The 20759-nt window shown below is 45.8% G+C and carries 18 protein-coding genes and 1 pseudogene; 12 read left to right on the forward strand and 7 right to left on the reverse strand.

Annotated elements, in window-relative coordinates; all coding sequences use genetic code 11:
* The first annotated feature begins 358 nt into the window (after window positions 1–358).
* The 6 genes from ACLD72_RS05775 (at window position 359) to ACLD72_RS05800 (ending at window position 7819) form a co-directional block, all read left to right on the forward strand.
* The gene (locus ACLD72_RS05775) at window positions 359–2119 is read left to right on the forward strand and encodes a sensor histidine kinase (protein WP_411001790.1); all 1761 of its coding nucleotides are present in this window, start codon (window positions 359–361) and stop codon (window positions 2117–2119) included.
* On the forward strand, window positions 2116–3681 hold the full coding sequence (locus ACLD72_RS05780; protein ID WP_411001789.1) for a response regulator: 1566 nt from the start codon (window positions 2116–2118) through the stop codon (window positions 3679–3681). The genes ACLD72_RS05775 and ACLD72_RS05780 overlap by 4 nt, the downstream gene beginning before the upstream one ends.
* A gap of 128 nt (window positions 3682–3809) precedes the next feature.
* Entirely contained in the window at window positions 3810–5111 is a 1302-nt protein-coding gene (locus ACLD72_RS05785; RefSeq protein WP_411001788.1) for an ABC transporter substrate-binding protein, read from the forward strand.
* A 78-nt stretch (window positions 5112–5189) separates the two neighbouring features.
* Window positions 5190–6134, forward strand: coding sequence for a carbohydrate ABC transporter permease (locus ACLD72_RS05790; RefSeq protein WP_251591603.1), 945 nt, complete (start codon window positions 5190–5192; stop codon window positions 6132–6134).
* Window positions 6131–6967: a carbohydrate ABC transporter permease gene (locus ACLD72_RS05795; protein ID WP_128629893.1), complete on the forward strand. Its 837-nt coding sequence runs from the start codon at window positions 6131–6133 to the stop codon at window positions 6965–6967. The genes ACLD72_RS05790 and ACLD72_RS05795 overlap by 4 nt, the downstream gene beginning before the upstream one ends.
* A gap of 21 nt (window positions 6968–6988) precedes the next feature.
* Window positions 6989–7819, forward strand: coding sequence for a glycoside hydrolase family 43 protein (locus ACLD72_RS05800; protein ID WP_411001787.1), 831 nt, complete (start codon window positions 6989–6991; stop codon window positions 7817–7819).
* On the opposite strand, the pseudogene ACLD72_RS05805 reads toward ACLD72_RS05800, so the two are convergent.
* From ACLD72_RS05805 to ACLD72_RS05820, 4 genes and pseudogenes are all read right to left on the reverse strand, one after another.
* Window positions 7799–8080: pseudogene (locus ACLD72_RS05805) on the reverse strand (SDR family oxidoreductase); the annotation flags it as partial. The gene ACLD72_RS05800 and the pseudogene ACLD72_RS05805 sit on opposite strands and share 21 nt — an antisense overlap.
* 158 nt (window positions 8081–8238) lie before the next feature.
* Window positions 8239–8868: an ATP-binding cassette domain-containing protein gene (locus tag ACLD72_RS05810; RefSeq protein ID WP_458475609.1), complete on the reverse strand. Its 630-nt coding sequence runs from the start codon at window positions 8866–8868 to the stop codon at window positions 8239–8241.
* A 138-nt stretch (window positions 8869–9006) separates the two neighbouring features.
* On the reverse strand, window positions 9007–9264 hold the full coding sequence (locus ACLD72_RS05815) for an ATP-binding cassette domain-containing protein (RefSeq protein WP_411001842.1): 258 nt from the start codon (window positions 9262–9264) through the stop codon (window positions 9007–9009).
* A gap of 18 nt (window positions 9265–9282) precedes the next feature.
* Window positions 9283–10104 carry an ABC transporter transmembrane domain-containing protein gene (locus ACLD72_RS05820; protein ID WP_411001785.1) on the reverse strand — a complete coding sequence of 274 codons (822 nt, stop codon included), beginning with the start codon at window positions 10102–10104 and terminating at the stop codon, window positions 9283–9285.
* 473 nt (window positions 10105–10577) lie between these two features.
* Here ACLD72_RS05820 and ACLD72_RS05825 point away from each other — a divergent pair, with 473 nt between their 5' ends.
* The 6 genes from ACLD72_RS05825 to ACLD72_RS05850 all read left to right on the forward strand — a co-directional run bounded on the left by ACLD72_RS05825 (window position 10578) and on the right by ACLD72_RS05850 (window position 16557).
* Window positions 10578–12737, forward strand: a complete 2160-nt coding sequence (locus ACLD72_RS05825) for a BglG family transcription antiterminator (RefSeq protein ID WP_458475610.1) — start codon at window positions 10578–10580, stop codon at window positions 12735–12737.
* A gap of 14 nt (window positions 12738–12751) precedes the next feature.
* On the forward strand, window positions 12752–13039 hold the full coding sequence (locus ACLD72_RS05830; RefSeq protein WP_128629896.1) for a PTS sugar transporter subunit IIB: 288 nt from the start codon (window positions 12752–12754) through the stop codon (window positions 13037–13039).
* A gap of 35 nt (window positions 13040–13074) precedes the next feature.
* A complete protein-coding gene (locus ACLD72_RS05835; RefSeq protein WP_411001783.1) occupies window positions 13075–14346 on the forward strand; it encodes a PTS ascorbate transporter subunit IIC in 1272 nt (423 codons plus the stop codon).
* A gap of 68 nt (window positions 14347–14414) precedes the next feature.
* A complete protein-coding gene (locus tag ACLD72_RS05840; protein WP_411001782.1) occupies window positions 14415–15020 on the forward strand; it encodes an SIS domain-containing protein in 606 nt (201 codons plus the stop codon).
* A gap of 18 nt (window positions 15021–15038) precedes the next feature.
* Entirely contained in the window at window positions 15039–15935 is an 897-nt protein-coding gene (dapA, locus tag ACLD72_RS05845; RefSeq protein ID WP_411001781.1) for a 4-hydroxy-tetrahydrodipicolinate synthase, read from the forward strand.
* A complete protein-coding gene (locus tag ACLD72_RS05850) occupies window positions 15928–16557 on the forward strand; it encodes a ketohydroxyglutarate aldolase (RefSeq protein ID WP_411001780.1) in 630 nt (209 codons plus the stop codon). Before dapA ends, ACLD72_RS05850 begins: the two co-directional genes overlap by 8 nt.
* A gap of 108 nt (window positions 16558–16665) precedes the next feature.
* Here the strand turns inward: ACLD72_RS05850 and ACLD72_RS05855 are convergent, their stop codons facing one another.
* The 3 genes from ACLD72_RS05855 to ACLD72_RS05865 form a co-directional block, all read right to left on the reverse strand.
* On the reverse strand, window positions 16666–18009 hold the full coding sequence (locus tag ACLD72_RS05855; protein ID WP_411001779.1) for a glucuronoxylanase: 1344 nt from the start codon (window positions 18007–18009) through the stop codon (window positions 16666–16668).
* 91 nt (window positions 18010–18100) lie between these two features.
* Entirely contained in the window at window positions 18101–19612 is a 1512-nt protein-coding gene (locus ACLD72_RS05860) for a glycoside hydrolase family 43 protein (protein WP_411001841.1), read from the reverse strand.
* 110 nt (window positions 19613–19722) lie between these two features.
* Window positions 19723–20643, reverse strand: a complete 921-nt coding sequence (locus ACLD72_RS05865; RefSeq protein ID WP_411001840.1) for an endo-1,4-beta-xylanase — start codon at window positions 20641–20643, stop codon at window positions 19723–19725.
* Window positions 20644–20759: the final 116 nt, after the last annotated feature.

Genomic DNA, 20759 nt, shown 5'->3' on the forward strand with positions numbered 1-20759 from the left:
AACTCCAATATTTTATTGTACCAATCGCTTAAAATATACATAAAACAGAATATTCCTGTCAAGGAATGAACGCTCGCCGACCCATTTCGACAACAGATTTCAATTCTTGGCCGAGACGTTTGCCGATTGAAACAATTATTTTCGAGATAATTGGTATTTATCGTTGAATTGTTAGGCACTACTTAAAACCACTTTTCTTTAGAATAAACTCGTAGGCTCCCATACTTTTGTTTCGTAAAGTGAATCTATTCCTCGTTGTTTTCAATTATTACATACAATTTAAAATAATTGTTCATGGTTTTCTTCGGGCGAGAATGCTATTCTAATAACCAATTGCAAAGCAGGAGGTCATATGCGTATGTATTGGTTTAAGACACGAAGGCTGCAACCAACATTGGTTGTCATGCTGAGTCTGCTTATTTTGACTCTGATGACACTACTTAGCATTGTTGTCTACTACTCAACATCTAGGCTGATTTCTTCAAAGCTAAGTGAATCTTCACTGTCCGAGCTGGAGCAGACGAACTCCCAGATGAACCAAAGAATGACTTCAATCCGGGCCACTGCGCTATCGATTGTCATTAATCCGGAGGTGACCTCGATCCTTCAACAAACCGATCGTTCAGACATATATCAGCAAATTCGGAACAACGATATTGCCTCACGCATTTTATCAAATGCGGCATATTCCCGAAACGATATTAGCGAAATCATGATTGTAACCGACCGACTCGGCATTTACAATTACTCTAATCCAAATGGTTTTTATGAGCTAAGCCGAGCCGTGGAAAAACCCTTCTGGTCTTTCGTTGAGTCTCGCAAAGAAGGATTTATCCCACCTCGCCAAAATGATATGCGCAGCGACGGAACAAATTCAAACATTTTAACTTATTTTCATGAAATTACTAAAGGCGAAACTCAGCTCGGTTATGTCTTTATCAATCTGCATTTTAGCAGCTTCCAAGACCTGGCGGAACGGCGTTCATCGAATGGTGACCTGCTTTATTTCGCCGATGAGAACAATGAGATTTATAATACCTCCGGAGCAAAGCTGTCTGACAAGGCCACGCACGATATCGTAGCGTCCTTTGCAGATCAAAGACAGGGATATACGCTCACTCAGCTTGGAGATCGCAAATATTTAAGCGTTTTCAGTTCACCTAACGACTTCCACTGGCGAATCATTCGCTTTAAACCCTATGCCGATGTAATCGAAGGTATGCCAGCTCTCTTTACCCGATTACTGCTTGTTGCTGCTGGTTGCTTTATCCTCGCGGTAATTGGCGCGGTATTGTTCTCACGGTCAGTTACCCAGCCGCTGAAGCGGTTGATTCGGCAAATGAACAAGGTCGGCTATGGCAACTTTAATATTGAACTAGATTCAGACTATACTAACGAAATCGGGCAACTGAATGAGAAATTCCTAAATATGTCGTCCAAAATTCGAGAATTAATGGAAGACCGTGAGCGTGAGCAGAAGCAACTTCGGGAAATGGAACTTCGAGCGCTTCAATCCCAGATTAATCCTCACTTTCTTTACAATACTCTGGATGCGATAAACTGGATGGCAATCCAGCATAAAGCGCCAGAGATCAGCTCGATGACTGCAAGTCTTGGGAAAATTTTCAGGTTAAGCCTTAACAAAGGCCGGGAGTTGACAACGGTGTCCAGCGAACTTACCCACCTGGATGCTTACATTCATATTATGCGTCACAAATACCGGGACAGGTTCACTTACGTTCAGCATATTGATTCCGGTATGCTTTCATGTGAAACCATCAAAATCATTCTGCAGCCTTTAGTGGAAAACTGTTTTGTCCACGGACTTGCCAGCAGCAAGGGAGCAGGCCGAATCGAAGTCACCGGATACTGCTGCGAGGACGATCTAATCTTCCAAATCCGGGACGACGGAACCGGTGTAAACGCAGAATTATTAAATGAGGCGTTGAAACAAGGGGTTGGATCGGTTGGCTACGGCATTCATAACGTAAATGAAAGGATCAGACTGCATTATGGGCATTCTTACGGTCTGAGTTACTTAAATGTAGAACGGGGAACACTTGCACAGATCAGGCTTCCCCGCCGATTGTATCGACACATGGAGGAGGAGACACAATGAGCGAACTTCGCGTGCTGCTTGTAGATGATGAAGATTTTGTACTGGAGGGATTAAGAGACGCTGTTGAATGGGGGGAATACGGCATGCGGGTTGTCGGCTTTGCAAATAACGGAAAAGAAGCGTTGGACTTGCTCTCAGACTCCGAAACGCCGATTGATATCATCTTTACTGATATAAAAATGCCGATCATGGACGGCTTCCAGTTAACCGAAGCACTTAAATCCATGAATTACCCCAGTAAAATTGTTGTACTTACCGGTCATGAGGAGTTCGAATTTGCCAAAAAGGCAATTTCTTACGGCATATTTGAATATTTGCTTAAACCAGTTGAGTTGGATTCGATCGTCAAGGTGCTCCAACGGCTGACTGATATGATATCCAAAGAGAGGGAACGAATTAATGAGACGATACGGGTAGAGAATAAACTGAAAGAAAGTTTGCCTCTTTTGCAAGAACGTCTGCTGTTCAGCATGTTAAGCGGAGACTATGAACCAGAACTTATGGAATTTATAGGCCTGCCTATGGAGGCACCCTATTACCAAACGGTTATCGGCTATGTGGAGCCCGCACTCACGGCCGTGCCTGACATGGAATTGATTCGGCGGGAAGTTTGCGATGCTGCAAAATCGTGCGGCTATCCTGTCGGACTGCTCTATAATGCTAGAGGAATTATTCTTATTATAAGCTTTTCCAGTGCCGACGCTGCATTTCAACTTGAACCGGCCTTGGATGAAGCTGGTTATGGAATTAAGGTTAGTCATCGTATATCATTTCGCTTTGTCTATGGCAAGCTATGTACTGCTTCTTACCAAATACCCAAATCATTTCAGGAAGCACGCGAGGCGATGAAACTCAGGTTGTTTTCTGTCGGCGAGCCTGTCGGCGGACGGGAGGAAACGTTTGAAAACGGTCAGACTTTATTTCCACTCAAAGAACGTCAGAGACTGTTAAATGCAGTTTATGCCCGTAACAGCCAATTGGTTGAACAGTATCTGGATCGTCTCCACCAAGAATACAAAAAGTCGCAGACTCTATATCCGGCCGGTTATATCCATAAACTAAGCAGCGAATTGATCATGCTGCTTTCCTTGATTCTTTATGAGCGTAATGAGACGGCAAATTCTCTGGCCCCTGAATACTCGGGCATTTTAAACAAAATACGGAAGCATAGTCATCCCGACGATATCTTCCCGCCGATTAAAGCCCTCTACAAACGGCTGGTGGACTTTCTTCCGGAAGCCGTAGACAAAAAGAACCGCCAGGCTATTCGCTTGTGCCTCGATTACATTGAAAGTAATCTTCATACGGAAATACGACTAGAGGACATCGCTCAAATGGTGTTTCTTACGCCAAATTATTTAGGTACTTTGTTTAAGGAAGCGGTAGGAACAGGGTTTTCTGAATACGTGACCCAGCAGCGGATGGAGCGCGCAAAAAAACTTCTGCTCGTTCCCGGCAGCCGGGTCTACGAAGTGTCGCAACAAGTCGGCTACAAAAACGCTCATTATTTCAGTAAGCTGTTTAAAGAATATACCGGAGTAAAACCGTCCCAATTCAAGTGATTCACTTAGAAAGCGATTTCTCTGTTGAATCGTGTTGGTTTTAGTTGTTCCTTTATCTATAATCTGAAAGCGCTTTATCTTAAACTTTGAAATGTAAGCAGAACTTTACTCAACAGGAGGTCAATCTTATGAAACGGAAAACATGGTCCATTGCCGTTCTTTCCGCAGTCTTGCTGACGCTGTCAGCTTGTTCGAACACCGGTACGGAAAATGCTGATACCGGCAACGGCAAAGAAACGGTAGAGCTGCGCTTCGCCTGGTGGGGATCGGAAGACCGTCACACCGCTACACTTGAAGCAATTAAAATTTTCGAAGAAAAAAACCCCGGCATTAAAATCCTTCCCGAATATTCCGGCTTCGACGGCTACGAGTCCAAGCTGCAAGCCCAGGTCGCCGGCAATAGTGCGCCGGATCTTTTCCAGTCGACCGGGGATATCAATAACCGGCTCGGTGTCGACGCCATGCTCCCTTTGGACGGCGTGCTCGATAAGAAAGGCATGAACGAGACGACGATGGAATCGGTCGCTATGGACGGGAAGACGGTCGGCGCTTACATTGGACTTGCTGCAGATGCCTATTTGTACGATAAAACATTACTCGACAGTCTGGGCGTAGAGCCTCCGAAGCCACCCTATACATGGGACGACTTGGCTGCCAAATTCAAGGAAGTCTCCGAGAAATCAGGTGGCAAAGTTTACGGTGCGGTCGACTCCTCGGTTGCCTTCGATGTATTTAAAATCTTTGGCGTAACAGCTCTGGATGCTCCTGAGCCGTTTCCAAACGACACAAAATCGTACACATTCACCGAGGACCAGATCAAAGCCTACTATCAGTATTGGGCCGATCTGAGAGCGGCAAATGCCGTTGCTCCGCCCGATCTGTCCGCGACCTCCGATGACTCCGCGAACTCGCTGATTGTCAAAGGCAAAGCAGCCTTTGTGCCGATCGCTTCAAGTTCATTCAGCCGGTTTCAGAGTCAGACTAAAAATACGCTCGATATGGTAATGATGCCGCAGAGTGCCTCAACAGGAAGAACCGTGCTGCCGGGGACAAGCCAGGTGCTTTCCATCAGCGCAACTACAAAACATCCAGAGGAAGCAGCTAAGTTTCTAAACTTCTTCGTCCACGACACGGATGCGGCTAAAGTGCTAAAGACGACCCGGGGGGTTCTCCCAACCGAAGAACAGCGGGAAGCGTTGCTGTCCACGGCGGATCTGTCGGAAGGCGATAAAAAGAACATCGATTTGATCCAGGCAATCAATAAGCTGGAAGGCGTCGCAATTTCCTTCCCGCCGAGCGGTCCCCAGATTCTAAACTGGAAAGGCTCGATTGAAAAGGTCGGTCAAGAAATAGCGTTTGGTAAAATCAGCGTCGACGAAGGCGCGAAAAAGCTGATGAACGAAGTGAACGCCGTATTTGGCGGCAAGTAACAGCAGAATCGCGAGAGGCGGGCATAGCCCGCTTTTCCGATTCCTCTGCGCTTCAACATCAGAAAGGAGCTGGAGTCTATGGAAACCATACAAACCTCATCGGTCATTACGACCCAAACTAAAAAAAAGGCAAGCCGCTTCAAGAAAAAAGCATGGATTGCCTATTTGTTCTTGCTGCCCTGGCTGGTCGGATTTTTTGGACTAACGCTCTGGCCGTTCCTCAATTCATTCTATCTTTCGCTGACGGACAGCACACTTCGAAGTTCGACCTTTGTGGGCCTCCAAAACTACGTTCAAATGTTCCACGACCCGCGGTTCTTGAAATCGATTGAAGTCACTCTAAAGTATGTCATCCTGTCTGTTCCACTCAAGCTTGCCATGGCGCTGTTTGTCGCTATCTTGCTCTATAGGGCATCGCTTGGCATGACGATTTACCGGACTCTCTTCTACCTGCCTTCCCTGATCGGGGGAAGCGTTGCCGTAGCTGTGATGTGGCGTAATATTTTCGGGCTGGACGGGTTGCTTAACAGCTTTCTTAGCTTGCTTGGCATCACCGGAAAAGAATGGCTGGGACAACCGGATTACGCTCTTTATGTTCTGATCCTGCTAGTTGTATGGCAGTTCGGATCGTCGATGGTTATTTTCCTGGCAGGTTTAAAAAATGTTCCCGGAGAGCTTTACGAAGCGGCCGAAATAGACGGTGCGGGTTCGGTCTCCCGGTTCTTCAAAATCACGCTTCCGATGATCTCGCCCATCCTTCTGTTCAATTTGATTTTGCAGACTATCAGTTCTTTTCAAGTGTTTACTCAAGGATATATCATCACTAAGGGCGGCCCGATGGACGAGACCCTGTTCTCCGTACTGTATATTTACGACCTTGCTTTCAAGCAACAGCGTATGGGTTACGCTTCTGCGGTTTCCTGGAGTCTGCTTGTGCTGATCGCAGTCGTGACGGCCGTTATTTTCCTGACATCCAAACGCTGGGTGTATTACGAGAACGACACGAAAGGAAGAGGGAAATGATCCAGCTAAAGCCCGCCGTTATCGGCAAGAATCTTCTATTGGTGCTTATGTCCTTTACGATGGTTTATCCAATCATTTGGCTTCTGCTCGGCAGTTTTAAAGCCAATGACGAAATTTTCACAGTTACAAGTCTATGGCCATCACAGTTCCAGTTCAGTAATTATGCAAACGGATGGAATGCTGTTCCCGGTTTTACCTTTGGCGAGTTTATCATGAATTCGTTGACGATCTCACTCTTATCGGTCGTCGGCTGCGTTCTTTCCAGTTCACTCGTCGCCTTCCCTTTCGCACGGATGAATTTCCCGCTAAAGGGACTCTGGTTCTCGATTCTGCTTGGAACACTGATGTTGCCGACACAGGTGTTACTGATTCCCCGTTATGTTATGTTTGCTAAGTTGGGTTGGATTAACACCGTGCTTCCACTGATCTTGCCGTACTTTCTGGCCAGCAATGCCTTTTTTGTATATTTGATGATTCAGTTTTTAAGAGGGCTGCCGCGGGATTTGGATGAAGCTGCTCTAATGGACGGTTGCGGCCCATTCCGCACGTTCTTTAACATCCTGCTGCCGAACTGTAAGCCAGTGCTCTATACAATGGGAATTTTCTCATTCCTATGGAGTTGGGATGATTATTTCGACCAACTGCTCTATTTAAACGAGGTGCGTAAATACACGGTGCCTTTGGCTTTGCAAATGTTCGTGGACAACGCTGCTCAGATTAACTGGGGTTCGCTGTTTGCCATGTCCATAGTTGCGATCATTCCTCCAGTCGTCATCTTCTTCCTTGCCCAAAAGCACTTTGTCGAAGGAGTTGCTACTAGCGGGATCAAATAAAAGGGAAAGCGGGAGAACGTTATGTACTTGCTTAGTTACTTTAAAGAAGACGCGGAAAATTTATTCCTTGCGGAGAGCACGGACGGTCTGACTTGGACGGAACGAAACGGCGGCCGTCCTCTGTTGATCTCCCCGATAGGGACCGGACAAATCCGGGATCCGTTTATTCTTCAGGACAAAAGCGGCAGGTTCCACGCGCTTTGGACAGACGGCTGGAGCAGCCGCAGCATCGGCTATGCATCAAGCGCCGATCTGGTCAAATGGGAAGATGCACGGCTCATTCCGGTCATGGAGCAATTTCCGGATACCCAGAATGCGTGGGCTCCGGAAGCTTTCTATGATGCAACCCATGGCGTTTATCGGATCATTTGGTCCTCCACTGTTCAACCAGGTCTACGGAATCACCGAATTTGGTCCACTGCAACCCGTGATTTTCGATCATTCACGGAGTCATCCCTGTTCTTCGATCCCGGGTTTAATGTGATCGATGCCTCGGTAATGACCGTGGACGACGACCAACTTCTATTCTTTAAGGATGAACGGGGACGAAATGAACCTGGCACCGATTTCAAAGCGATCCGCTCCTGCCGGATGGAGATTAAACCGGATGAAATTGTCTTCGGCCCCCTTTCGGATCTGCTAACCCCATCACTTTTGGAAGGACCGACGGTTTACAAACTTCCGAAAGACACACGGCTGCCATGGAAGTGGATCCTGCTGGCGGACGGTTTTAATGAAGGATATTATGCTGCATTCGGATCAAACGATTTAGCCAAATGGAATCAGCTCTCTAAAGATATAATCCGGCTGCCCGCAAGAATCAGACATGCCTCAGTGCTCCGTCTGAATTGAATATCTGCAAAATTGAAGCGAAGATGGATGGTGTCTTACACATAAGCAAAAAACCGAGGCTTGCCTCAAATGCAGCCTCGGTTTCTCTGCGGATGCCAGGAACGCGATGGCGGAGGCGATCTCCTCCGTTTCGCCCGGTCTGCCCATCGGGATGGAAGCAATGACGGAATCGGCCGTAACCCGGTCCAGCGATTTCCAGATGTCGGTGTTTACCAACCCGGGGGCTACGCTGTTCACGGTAATTCCATTTTGAGCCACTTGGTTATTCACCTGCTATATACTGATTTTGGAAAAGTAAATCATAGGTTTCATTTCTGTTGCGTAGTTTTTCATGGGTATCAAAAGCTGCTATTTCGCCACTTTTAAAACCATCACCTTATCGCAGTCCAAAATAGTAGATAAACGATGAGCAATGGAAATCATCGTTTTGCCTGATGAAAGGCGCTTAAGTTCTGTAATGATGTCATTCTCATTTTCGTTGTCAAGGGCGCTTGTACTTTCATCAAAAATGATGATGTCCCTGTCTTGTAAAAATGCACGAGCAATAGATAGGCGTTGTCTCTACCCCCTGAAAGTTTTACTCCTTTTTCTCCGATTATCGTATCTAATTTATGGTGCAACGTTTCAATGAAATCGTAAATACTCGCTCTCCGGCAACAATCTATCAATTCCGCATCCGTTGCGTCACCCTTTGCCAGCAATAGGTTTTCTTTGATCGTCATATTGAAAAGAACTGGCTCCTGCACAACTATACTAACTTTTTCTGACAGACTCTCGCTGTTCACCGCATATATATCAATGTCTCCAATGCGTACAATACCACCTTGCGGTTTAATCTTCCCTGTCAACAGTTTAGCGATGGTAGATTTGCCGCTGCCACTTTTCCCTACGATTGCCAGATGCTCCCCCTTAGTCACCGAGAACGAAATACCGTCAAGAGCAAATGAATCGTTTCCCTCATATGAAAATCTCAGATTTTCAACATAAATATCTGTTCCTTCAATTTTCTTATAGGGTCTTTTACCTTCTAAATTCAGTATCTCAACCACTTTTTCGATATTAACCGAATCATTCTTAAAGTTTATGATGGAGTTACTAATGTTTTCTATCATCCCGAAAAACTGCCCATAAAAGCTAATAAAAACAAGCAACACACCGACTTGCGGTAACCATTAATGACGAATAATTCACCAACAAAATAGATAAACAACTGGGTAATGAAGTTTTTCGTAAAGAACGAATAGGTAATCCCTAGATGCGAATACAGGGCTCCGCAAACTATGCAAGTTATATTCGTTGACATTCATACCATCGATCAGAAGCTCGCCGTTGTCAACGTTATATAAGTTGTAGGGCAGATTCGCCATTGATGTTTTACCTGCGCCGCTCTTTCCGACAATGGCAATCGTGCTTCCTGCATCAATCCGGAGATTGAATCTGTTCAGAACACGCTTATCTTCCGTTTACCCAAATGTGACATTGTTAAAATCAATTTTGCCATCCTTAATTTGTTTCGGAGGATGACTTTCTTTGTAATCTTCCTCTTCTTCATTCAGAATGTCCACGACACGTTGTATGGAGACAAGTTGCTTCCCGGCATCTATAATTTTGCCGTTTATGGAGCTAAAGTAGGTCACAGCCATACTGAAATAGCTTAAGGCAGCTACAAAAACGCCAAGTTGCATCTGGCCTTTAACAATAAAATACGCACAGGTCACAAATATCAACAGTTGTGCGATAAGCGTGATGAACGAATTAACTCTTTCTGACGTCACATCGATTCTTCCGCTTACTACGTTCATTTTATTGATGGCTGTCGTTTTTCTTAAATAAAACTTCATTACTTCTTTACGTGCATTTAGGAGTATTATCTCCTGCAAATTTTTCACGATTTCAAACAAGTAAGAGGATAGTTTGCCCTTTTCCTTTGAAATATCCTTATTCATATTTTGCGACTTTTTCTTGAAATGCTTCGAAGTATAAAATACGGCAGGAACGAGAACGACAGTAAAAACGCCCAAAAATATATTGTAGTAAAACATGAAGCAGACAGCGAATAATATATGTAAAAAATTGGCACACCCCCAAAGCCCACTCCAGAATACGAGATTCATAACATCCTTGGTGTCGTTGTTCATTCGGCTGATCATATCTCCGCTGTACATCCCGTTGAGGAACGGATAAATCAAATTGATCATAGTTCCTAATGTAGTGATGACGAACCCACATAAAAATACCCATTTGTGCATGAACACAAATTTTGTGACCCATTGCCTTGTTGTCATAATTACACCTCTCTTATCTACACACAGATATGAACTAGTAGAATGATCCGGAAATAATATGGCTTATCTGCGGACGGGGGCCATAGATCGCTTTGTTCTATATTAGTCTTGTGCTCAGTATCATCCCCATGTAATAGAGGAACTTTTGGGTCTTATTTTTCGATGAACAGGTCGAAGGGCGGCCTTTTGCCACTAAATCGTGAAAATAGCGCCATAAAATTCCTCTATGTTTACGCAACATAGGGGATGTCGCTGAAATAGCGCCCTTTTATTCCTTTATGTTGTCACCCGAGATCTTCAATAGACTAATTTTGCCGGTTTCTCAAGTTTTCACTTGCCTCATGCTAACGTTATCCCAGAATCGTCTCTAGTTTGTACATCCTGAGTAATGAGCAGCAAATATAATTTTTGTAATGGTCACGAACAAAAGTCGGACGTAAATCAAATTGAAAGCGCTAATATCCTTAAATACAATGAATATCAAGGAGGGAACGAAAACAAAATCCAAGGATGAGATGCTTGCCGATGAGACCAGAGAAGGGAGAGAGCAAATGGATAAAGAAATCATCTCGCTTCTTCGGATTTTGTTAAATAGCACGGTCGTGACTGCAAAAGGGCTTCAAGAGGAAACCAATTCTTCCAAAAGACAGATTTCCTACAGGCTAGAGAAAATTAACGCCATATTCAAAGCGGAAAAAGCGCCGCTAATTTCTCTGGGCTCCAAAAAAGACATTGTGATTCAAAAAGAAACAAAAGATACCATTAAAGAAATTCTCGAAAAGAAATATTCTAAAAGAACCTACTATCTGAGCAAAACAGAACGGCTTTTATACATGTATTTAATGCTCTTTATAAACATGGAGGATGTTTCAATCCATCACTTTACGGATTCTCTGAAGGTGAGTCGTTCCACCGTGAATCTTGATTTTAAAGATTTGATCCCCGCCCTTGAGAATAAAGCCATCGAGATCAAGAACAATCGCACAAACGGCTACCATTTAGTTGGATCCGAAATAGAAATCAGGAGAGTGCTTATCCGAAATATTATTGAAACCCTCTCCAATACGGAAAGTTCAAGAGTATTTGATATTTTCATCGAAGAATATAAATTGGACAGTTTTGAGAAATCGAAAGAGCTTATATCGGACCTTGTAAAAAAGCATGAAATCAATTTTGTCGAAGATAGGTTGGTAGAATTTATCTATATCTTCATCTTTATGAAAGCGAGGATATTCTCCAAGAATACGAGTGCTCTTGAGAATATAGACATTCCCAACGTTGCAGTCATGAACTCCATGAAGGAATATAAATTTGCTGAGGAATTACTGGAATTATGTGGTGGACGAAATGAAATAAAGCCTCATGACGTCATGTATATCAGCGCCTGGATTTTGGGCATCTCCATAGGAAATGCAGAGGAAGACACCAAAGACAGAGCTGTGATTTCGGAAATTATAAATAAAATGATGACGAAGTTCGAATATTTAAGCGGCGTACATTTCGTCAACCAGGAAAAAATGTTCAAGCAGCTATATTCCCACTTTAGACCGGCTTATTACAGGCTTCTGTTCAAATTCCCTGTTTACAATCCACTTTGTAAAAAAGTGAAAGAAGAGTATCGGCTCGTTTACAGAATCGTCAGCAACGCGACCAAAGAATTCTGCAGTTTATTTGGCGAAGAGATTCAAGAAGAAGAACTGGCGTATTTAACCATGCATTTTGCAACTATTTTCTCGAACAGCAAAAACATTGACATCTTGAAAAAAAGAACAGCGCTGATTGTTTGTACAAACGGGGTAGGCAGTTCAGCGATCTTGTATGCGGAACTTACGCATTTATTTCCGGAGCTGCACTTTTTGCCGCCACTGGAATCCTCCGAATTGAAAAATTTTTCCGTTCCTGTAGACATTGTGTTTACGACCAGCTATAAGGCAGAAAGTCTGGAAATGGATGCGCCTGTGATTAAAGTGAGTCCTGTCATGACGCAAAAGGAAAAATATAAGATTGCGCGCGAGGTGTACATTCAATTAGGCGATCTATTTTTGAGGCAACCTCAGATAGACGAGGTTATGAGCATTATAAAAAAATACGCGAAAGTCACTTCTGAAGCGATGCTTTCGGGTGAACTGCTATCCTATTTTACACAAATAGAGAATTTTACGCCTAAAGGAGAAGAAGAACTAATGCTGAACGATCTTATCGATGAAAAGCTAGTCAAACTAAAGGTGCCGGCCAAAAATCGGGAGGAAGCCATCAGGCAGTCGGCATCCGTTCTCGTTGAAAACGGCAAGACTACCCAAGAATATGTAGATGCTATGGTCGATGCCGCAAAAGAATCCGGGGCTTATATCGTGATCACCAAACATGTAGCGCTGCCGCACGCAAGGCCCAAGGCAGGAGCAAAAGAAATAGCCATCGGCATTGCGACTCTGGAAAAACCCGTCGCGTTCGGGCATCAAGATAACGATCCGGTAAAATACGTGATTTCTTTAAGCGCCGTAGACAGTAATAGTCACTTGCGCGCAATGTCCGAGCTGGCCGAACTGTTGGAGATGGATGAATTTTTCAAAACGCTGGACAATGCCAGGAATGCCGGGGAAGTTATTGACTTCATCAAAGCACAAAAATTCTGAAAAGGAGCTTGGTTATGTACAAAATTCTAGTTGCATGCAGAGCAGGTGTCGGATCGAGCTTGATGCTGAAAATCAAGACTCAGCAAGTGATCAAAGAAAATAATTTTCCGATTGAAATCGAGCACGGCTCACTGGACGCATTAAACGGGTTCAATGGTGACGCTGTCGAGACATTGATCGACGTTGCTGAAGAACTGAAAAAGAAAAACCTCAAAATTGATATTATCGGAATTCACAATATCGTTGATCGCAACGAAATCAAGGCGGCATTGGAGCATTTTCTCGCTTCGAAACAACAATGAAGCACTAAATTGAGTATTCGCAGGGAGGAATATATGTGAACTTTATTATCAGTTTTTTGAGTACGCCTGCTGTCTTGCTGGGTGTAGTTGCCTTCATCGGTTTGGTGCTTCAAAAGAAATCGCCTACTGAAGTATTCACCGGCGCTTCGAAAACCCTTATCGGGTTCCTCATCTTCGGCATCGGCGCTGCAGCCATGACTGGAGCATTGCAGAATTTCAACAAATTGTTCCAGCACGGGTTTAACATCACAGGAGTTATCGCTTCGCCCGAAGCCGCTACGGCGCTTGCGCAAGGTACATACGGATTTGAGGTTTCATTGACTTTGATTCTTGGATTCGTATTGAATCTGGTCTTTGCGCGGATTACAAAATTCAAAAATATTTTCTTTACCACCGGACACAGCTTGTTTTTTTCGTGTGTGCTGGTATTGATCATGAAGGCGCACGGATTCGACACAGCCGTTACGATCGCAGTCGGCGGTACGATTCTCGGCTTTATGTCCGCCGCGCTGCCGCAATTCTGCCAACCCTTCATGCGTAAAATGACAGGTGGAGACGAGCAGGCCATCGGTCACTTCAATATGATCGGTTATGGCCTGTCAGGCTATATCGGCCGTTTATTCTCAAAATACGAAAATGAAACGACGGAATCCATTCAATTTCCAAAATGGCTGTCCATCTTCAGGGATTTCCTGATGGGCCTGTCGATTGTTATGCTGATATTGTTCTACGTGGCCACATTAAAAGCTGGTCAAATTTTCACTCAAGAGCTTGCCGGTTCCCAGCACTGGCTGGTGTTCCCGCTTGTGCAGGCCTTCACATTTGTTGCGGGAATGTCGGTGCTGATGACAGGTGTTCGTATGTTCCTGGCCGAGATCACTGCCGCATTCGTTATTATTTCGGAAAAATATATCCCGGGTTCGCGTCCTGCGCTGGATGTGCCAACCGTATTCCCGTATGCTCCCAATGCAGTCATTCTCGGATTTATCTGCGCCTATGCCGCCGGTCTGCTGGCAGTCGTCGTAATGGCCGCATTCCCTGGGGTATTTCCGGTAGTCATTATCCCTGCCGCTCATATCTGCTTCTTCTCGGGAGGTACGGCTGCGGTATTTGGCAATTCATCCGGCGGATGGAGAGGTGCCGTTGCCGGATCATTTATTGCCGGACTGTTTCTTGCATTCCTGCCGACCATTCTGTACCCGGTGTACGGAACGCTTGGCATTGAAGGCGCTACCTTCCCTAATATCGACTACAACGTCATCGGAACCTTATTGCACAAAATCATGCAGCTGATCAAGCCCATATAAGTTACATTAACGATGGATAAGAGCTATAAATATGGCTATAGCTCTTATCGTTTCAAGGAGGACGAATCATGAGCATGAGCAAGCAAACATTACCTGAATTCTTGGCTATCCTGCACAGTGAAATATCGACGTTCATTGCCTTAATCGACGAAGCGGCGCTTGAACAAGCTCGCGATCTTATTTTTAAAGCAGAAAAAAATCACGGCCGCGTTCATGTGACAGGCATCGGCAAACCAGGCCATGTTGCCGGTTACACCGCCTCTCTTCTTTCTTCGACCGGCACTCCCACCTATGAGCTTCACGGAACCGAAGCCGTTCATGGCTCGTCCGGGCAGGTAGTTCCCGGCGATGTCGTTATAGCAATTTCCAACAGTGGAGAAACAGAAGAATTGAAAGCTACCGTTGAAACGTTGAAAAGCAACGGAGCCAAAATTATTTCCGTTACCGGCAATAAAGATTCCTGGCTTGCCAGCAAAGGCGATGTTGTCCTGTTTGCAGGGGTCGGTTTTGAAGGAGATAAATTAAACAAACCCCCAAGGGCGTCAATCGCAGCCGAAATCATTTTGCTGCAAAGCCTAAGCGTGCTGCTTCAGGAAGAACGGGACCTAACCCCTGAAAAATACGTGAAATGGCATCCTGGCGGAGCTTTGGGAAAATCGGTCAAGGGAGTCTAATCGAAGGAGGAAGCAATCATGGAAGTTAAAGGAATCATTGCCGCAATGGTTACCCCTTTTGATGAACATCAAAAGGTCAACGAAATCGCGACAAAACAATTAGTGGATAAACTCATCGACGCTGGAGTAAGCGGGCTTTTTATTCTGGGAACAAACGGTGAGTTCCATGTGCTGAGTGAGGCAGAGAAACTTGATTTCGCCAAGATTGTTATTGAACATGTCCGGAAAAGAGTACCTGTATACGTAGGAACTGGCGGAAACAGTACAACAGAAGTTATCTCCCTGTCCCGAAAAATGAAACAACTTGGCGCGGATGCGCTGTCGGTGATAACCCCTTATTTTGTGCCTCCTACTCAAAAGGAACTGATCGCCCATTACAAAACTGTGGCAGAATCGGTCGAAGCACCGATCATTTTGTACAATATCCCCAAAAATACGGGCGTAAATATGGATGCAAACACAGTCAAAGAGCTTGCACAAGTTAAAAACATTATCGGAATCAAAGACAGCAGCGGCAAGCTCGAGAATATTGAGGACTATCTCCAGGCTTCAAAGGAAGAAGACTTTGCCGTCTTGTCGGGCTCTGATTCCCTGATCCTGAAAGCTTTAAAAGCAGGAGCTGCAGGCGCAATTGCCGCTACCGCGAACCTGATTACCGACCTGGATGTATCGATATACGAAAATTATGTTAAAGGAGACCTCGATTCTGCCGAAAAAGCTCAAGAGAACATCGAAGCTCTCAGAGCGGTATTGAAACTGGGAACGGTCCCGTCAGTATTGAAAAAAACGGTTGAATTGTCCGGAATTCCTGTCGGTTCGGCCAGACCGCCGGTTAGTGAACCGGATGACACGACTATAGATAAAATCAAAGAAATGCTTAAATATTATGGTATTGAGGAGGCTGATTATGCTTAAGCCTGATATTGAAAAAAGAATAATAAACACCGGGGTTATGGCCATTGTCAGAACGGAAACCGTGGAAAGAGCAACAGAGATTGCCGAAGGGTGCCTGGAGGGTGGAGTAGATGTTCTTGAAATCAGTTACACGCTTTCAAATGCCGGAGAAGTAATAAAAGCCCTTAATGATCGATTCAAAAATAAGTTATTGGTAGGGGCAGGCACCGTATTGGACGGTGAAACGGCGAGACTGGCCATTCTTGCCGGTGCAAAATTTATTATAGCTCCAAATCTAAGCAAGGAAGTTGCCGTAGTATGCAACAGATATCGAATTCCGTATGCTCCTGGATGTGCGACCGTCACTGAAATGGTTCAGGCTTTGGAGCTGGGAGCATCTTTTGTCAAGGCGTTCCCTATATCCAATTTTTATGGTCCATCCTTAGTCCCGGTTATCAAAACACCGCTTCCTTATATGCCTATATTGGCTTCCGGAGGAGTAACGTTAGACAACTTGGGAGATTGGATTAAAAACGGTGTTGATTCAGTTGGAATAGGGGGGCTTTTGACCAAGGGCTCAAAAGCCGATATCGCAACAAACGCAAGGAAAATTACGGATATCATAAGAGATGCAAGGGCGTAGAAGGAGAGATTTGTCTCGAGCCAAGACCTTGTAACAATCGGGGTGGATTCGATCCATCCCCGATTATTCGGCAGTTAAATGCTAATCAATTGCGGTGCGGTTATATCCTTAATGTAGGTTATCTACGACAGCGTTAGGTAAGGCTGCGTCTTTCTCGGCTTCATAAGTGGCGCTACTGCCTGAAGCTGCGCCAAGATCAGCTACGAAGGTGGTCACGCTTTGGGCCGGGAGATGAGCCCAAAAATTCTCGCCCGTCACCGTAAGCTCCGTTCCGGGTTGAAGATTGCTGCTGCTGTTCGTGATCCATCGGGATACTTTCGAAACCGATCCATTCCGCAGGACAAAGTTCTGATTGACTCCGGAGCCGCTTCTGTTAATGGCAACGATAACGATTTTGTTGTCACCTTTATAGGCAGATACGTAAACGTTTGTTTCAGGATTTTTCGTGGCATCCACCCTGACATAGCCGGGACGGACGAATTTGGAGAAATGAGCCATATTGTAACCGCGTTTGCTGATCGTGCCGTCCTCTTTCATCGGACCGTATGATCTGCGGATATACCACCATACGTATGCCTGAAAATCCCCCTCTACCATCGCATTGTGGATATGATAAGACACATCCAAGGCTTCGGGCCAGCGGTCCGCCGAGTTGTTGTCGCTGTTCGGGTAGTATACCTCCGTCATCCAAAGATCTTTTCCCGTTCCTTTTTGTTTGAATAGCGGATAAGCAAAATTGCTGATCTGGGTACCGTATAGATGTGCGCCAAGAATATCCATATTGGCAAGCGCCTGCGGATCGTTTAATATCGGGTCCGACATATTTTTCAGATACTGGAACGATTCCGGCGCGATCACTCTGGCATTAATGGAACCGGCGTTTTCTTTCATAAAGCGAAGCATTTCCTGCGGAGTCCACCACGTCCAGTCATGCGCATAATCGGGTTCGTTTTGGACGGAAATCGCATACAGATTCACGCCATTATTCCTCATGTAAGTCACGAAATCGTTAAGGTGCTGGGCATATGCGGCGTACTTGTCATAACGGAGCCGTTTTGCCGACGTATCGCCGTTGCGGTTGAAGGTCTCGACCATGTCGGAAGGCGGGTTCCATGGCGACGCAAACACGATGGCCCCGAGGGCAATGGCACGTTTTGCCGTTTCCAATTCCCGGTACCACTGATTGCGGTCTTCGTGCACATAAATTCTTAATATCGAGAAACCTAACTGGTTATTTCCGTTTCCGAAAGCGGTTTCTCTTTGTGCCGCCGTCAAATCTCCGATCCAAACCGGGTGATTGATACCTCCGAAACCGCGAATCACTTGTTTTTCCGCCGATACATTCACGACGGCGTCGCTGGCTGCGGCAACATCGCCCGGTGCCGCCATGAAGGACAATGCAATTACAAGAGCCAAACCTGCACAGATAGCCTTTTTAAACCGTGAAATCATAAAACTACACCTCCCTAATTTTTTTGGATACGCAAATCAAAACGCACTCGGTTGAATAAATATCCAGCCTGTCAATTCCACTTTGCCGCTTTCAACCGGCGTTTCCCCCGCCGGAAGAAGTAGCAAACTGCCAGTAGTCGAAGTTAAATAAACGCTGACCGCTTGCGCCTTTAAACATAAAGTAGATATTATGAACGCCTGTCACTCGATTAACATTCGCTTCTTGCAATCTCCATACCTGGTTCCCCCCTGTAGGAGCGACATTAAGCGTGCCGACCACCTGTCCCGTTGGACTATCGAGGCGAATTTCGATTTGCCCTCCTACCGTGGACGCAACATTGGCCTTAAACGAGGCTGCGCCGGTTGATCCGAAATCGGCGTTCCCCACTGCAACCCAGTCCCCGTTGTGGATATCGGTTACATTCATATTTACGCTTGGCACCATGCCGCCCGGCGCTTGGGAAACTTCGGTCAGAATGCCGCCGTTCCACCCGATGGTTTCCGCCTCAGTTCTTTGATACGGATTCAGATGCTTAATTTGCGAAACTCCCCGCATCGTGCCCTGAACCGGTACGATTTCATTCCCGCTATACGTCAGTTCATTGATATGAGGAGAGCGGTATCCCATGCCGTCACCTAAAAGGGCTTTGCTGACGGTTTGGGCATGGTAGGTAATATACCACTTATTATTAAAGTTAAAAATGGTGTGGTGATTATTGCCCCCAACGCCGAAGAACACATACGGATTTCTCAAGATGGATTTCACATAAGTAAACGGCCCCATGGGGTTGTCGCTCACCATATAGGCGATTTCACCGGGAGGCGGGCTGCCCGCCGGATGATTTCCGCCAAAGTTGGAGCAATAGGAATAATAGTATTTTCCGTTGTACTTGTGGATCCCTGAATCCTCAAAAAAGAATGGGGCGTCAAGCAATTGCGCATTGCCTTCGATATGAATCATATCGCTGCTTAATTTGATGACGCGGGCCGTCTTGGGACTTGCCCATTGATTTTGAGTTGGATTATCACCGCCAGGAATTCCCCCGCCAAAATATAAATAGCCGGAGCCGTTATCATCTACCAGAACAGCCGGATCAAATAACCAAACAACGCCGCTGACTCCCGGGGTACTCCAGGAAACCAGCGCTTTTCCCAGCGGATCCGTCCACGGTCCGATCGGACTATCCGCCGTGAGTACACCGATCCCTCCAGCGCCATTGGCAAAATAAAGGAAGAACTTATCCTGGCCATTTATTTTTTTGTGCGCTGCGGCCGGTGCCCATGAACCCGACGCCCACTTGGCAATGCCGCCTGACCCGGCCACCGGAATAGCCCCGTGATCCGTCCAGTTCACCATATCGTCGGATGAGATCAGATGCACTTTATTTAAATTGCTGAACGAGTTGGACTTGATCTTTCCGTTACTGTCATATTCATAAGCATCGCTTGACATATAAATATAGACTCTGCCGTTATAGACCAGTGCGGATGGATCGGCCCCAAGCTTGTGGTCCATCAATGGATTGGAGTTGCCCGGAGTTTTAGCGATCGCCGCTGTTTCCGCCTGCACCACCTGGCCGTTCAACACTCCCGCCCACAGCATGACAAAAGCCAATAGTAAAGCTTTCATTCGACTGCTTTTTTTCATTTCATTCCCCTCCTTGCATAGTTATCTAACAAACGTTGAATCTCCAGTTATGATCCGCCGTACCGTTATCGTCTTCCGGCAAGATAACCCTTCAACCATGTCATGGCCGGACGTTCGGCGCCCGAGCTGGTGATAAGATGAGTGCCGTCCTCCCATGTTTGTCCTTGAATATACCCCCAGAGCGTAATGCCTTTCACGTTCGGGTGTTCCCACAGCACCGGAAACTTTTGCTGGTATCTTTGCAATTGAGTCGCGTCGTCGCCCGTCATATCCAACTCCGAGACGTAGATCGGCAGCCCGGTGGCAGACAGCGTGCTGAGGACGCTGTTCATCGTGCTTACGGAAACGGTATTCATATTGAAATGGTGACACTGAATGCCAATGCCGTCGATTAAACCTCTGGCCTTCAACAAGTTTATGATCTGAACGTATTGCCGCGCCGCATTCGGATCGCTGATTATGCCGTATTCGTTAATCAATAGTTTGGAATTCGGGAACGCCTTTCTCGCTTGCTCGAACGACCAGATGACCCAATCCCATCCCGTAGAGCCGTCGCCGCCGATCGCATTCCGGTAAGAAGGCTTGGCGTGCAGCGGCTCGTTCACAACGTCGACGAATTCCGCGTTGCGGTATTTTTGACCGGCCGCTTGAATCCATTCGGTAACTTCCGCCTTTTGATTCGCAGCCGGCAGCCCGGAAATCCACACCGGCTCTTGGTTTCCCCATACGAGCGTATGGAATTTGAACGGTAAGCCATTGGCCTTGGCGTAGTTGTAGGCCATATCCGCTTGCGACCAGTTCATAGAACCGCGTACGCCCTCGACAGAACCCCATTTTGTGGAGTTCTCAGGTGTGACTTGGTTCCAATAAGCAGTGAAATTGGAGGGAACATAGCCAGCGATAATGTTGCCTAAAAATTTGGAGCCTGACACAAGCCCCGCATTCGCAATTTGCGGCGAGGAAAACACCAGCAAAGATACCACCATGACCAAAGCGGTCAATACATGCACAAGTTTTGACTTTACCAAATACATAAAATCGCCTCCCAATAATGGATTGGAAACTTATCTAAAAAATATAAATATTCAGTTTATTCACCGAG

It is taken from the genome of Paenibacillus lacisediminis, assembly GCF_046567315.2.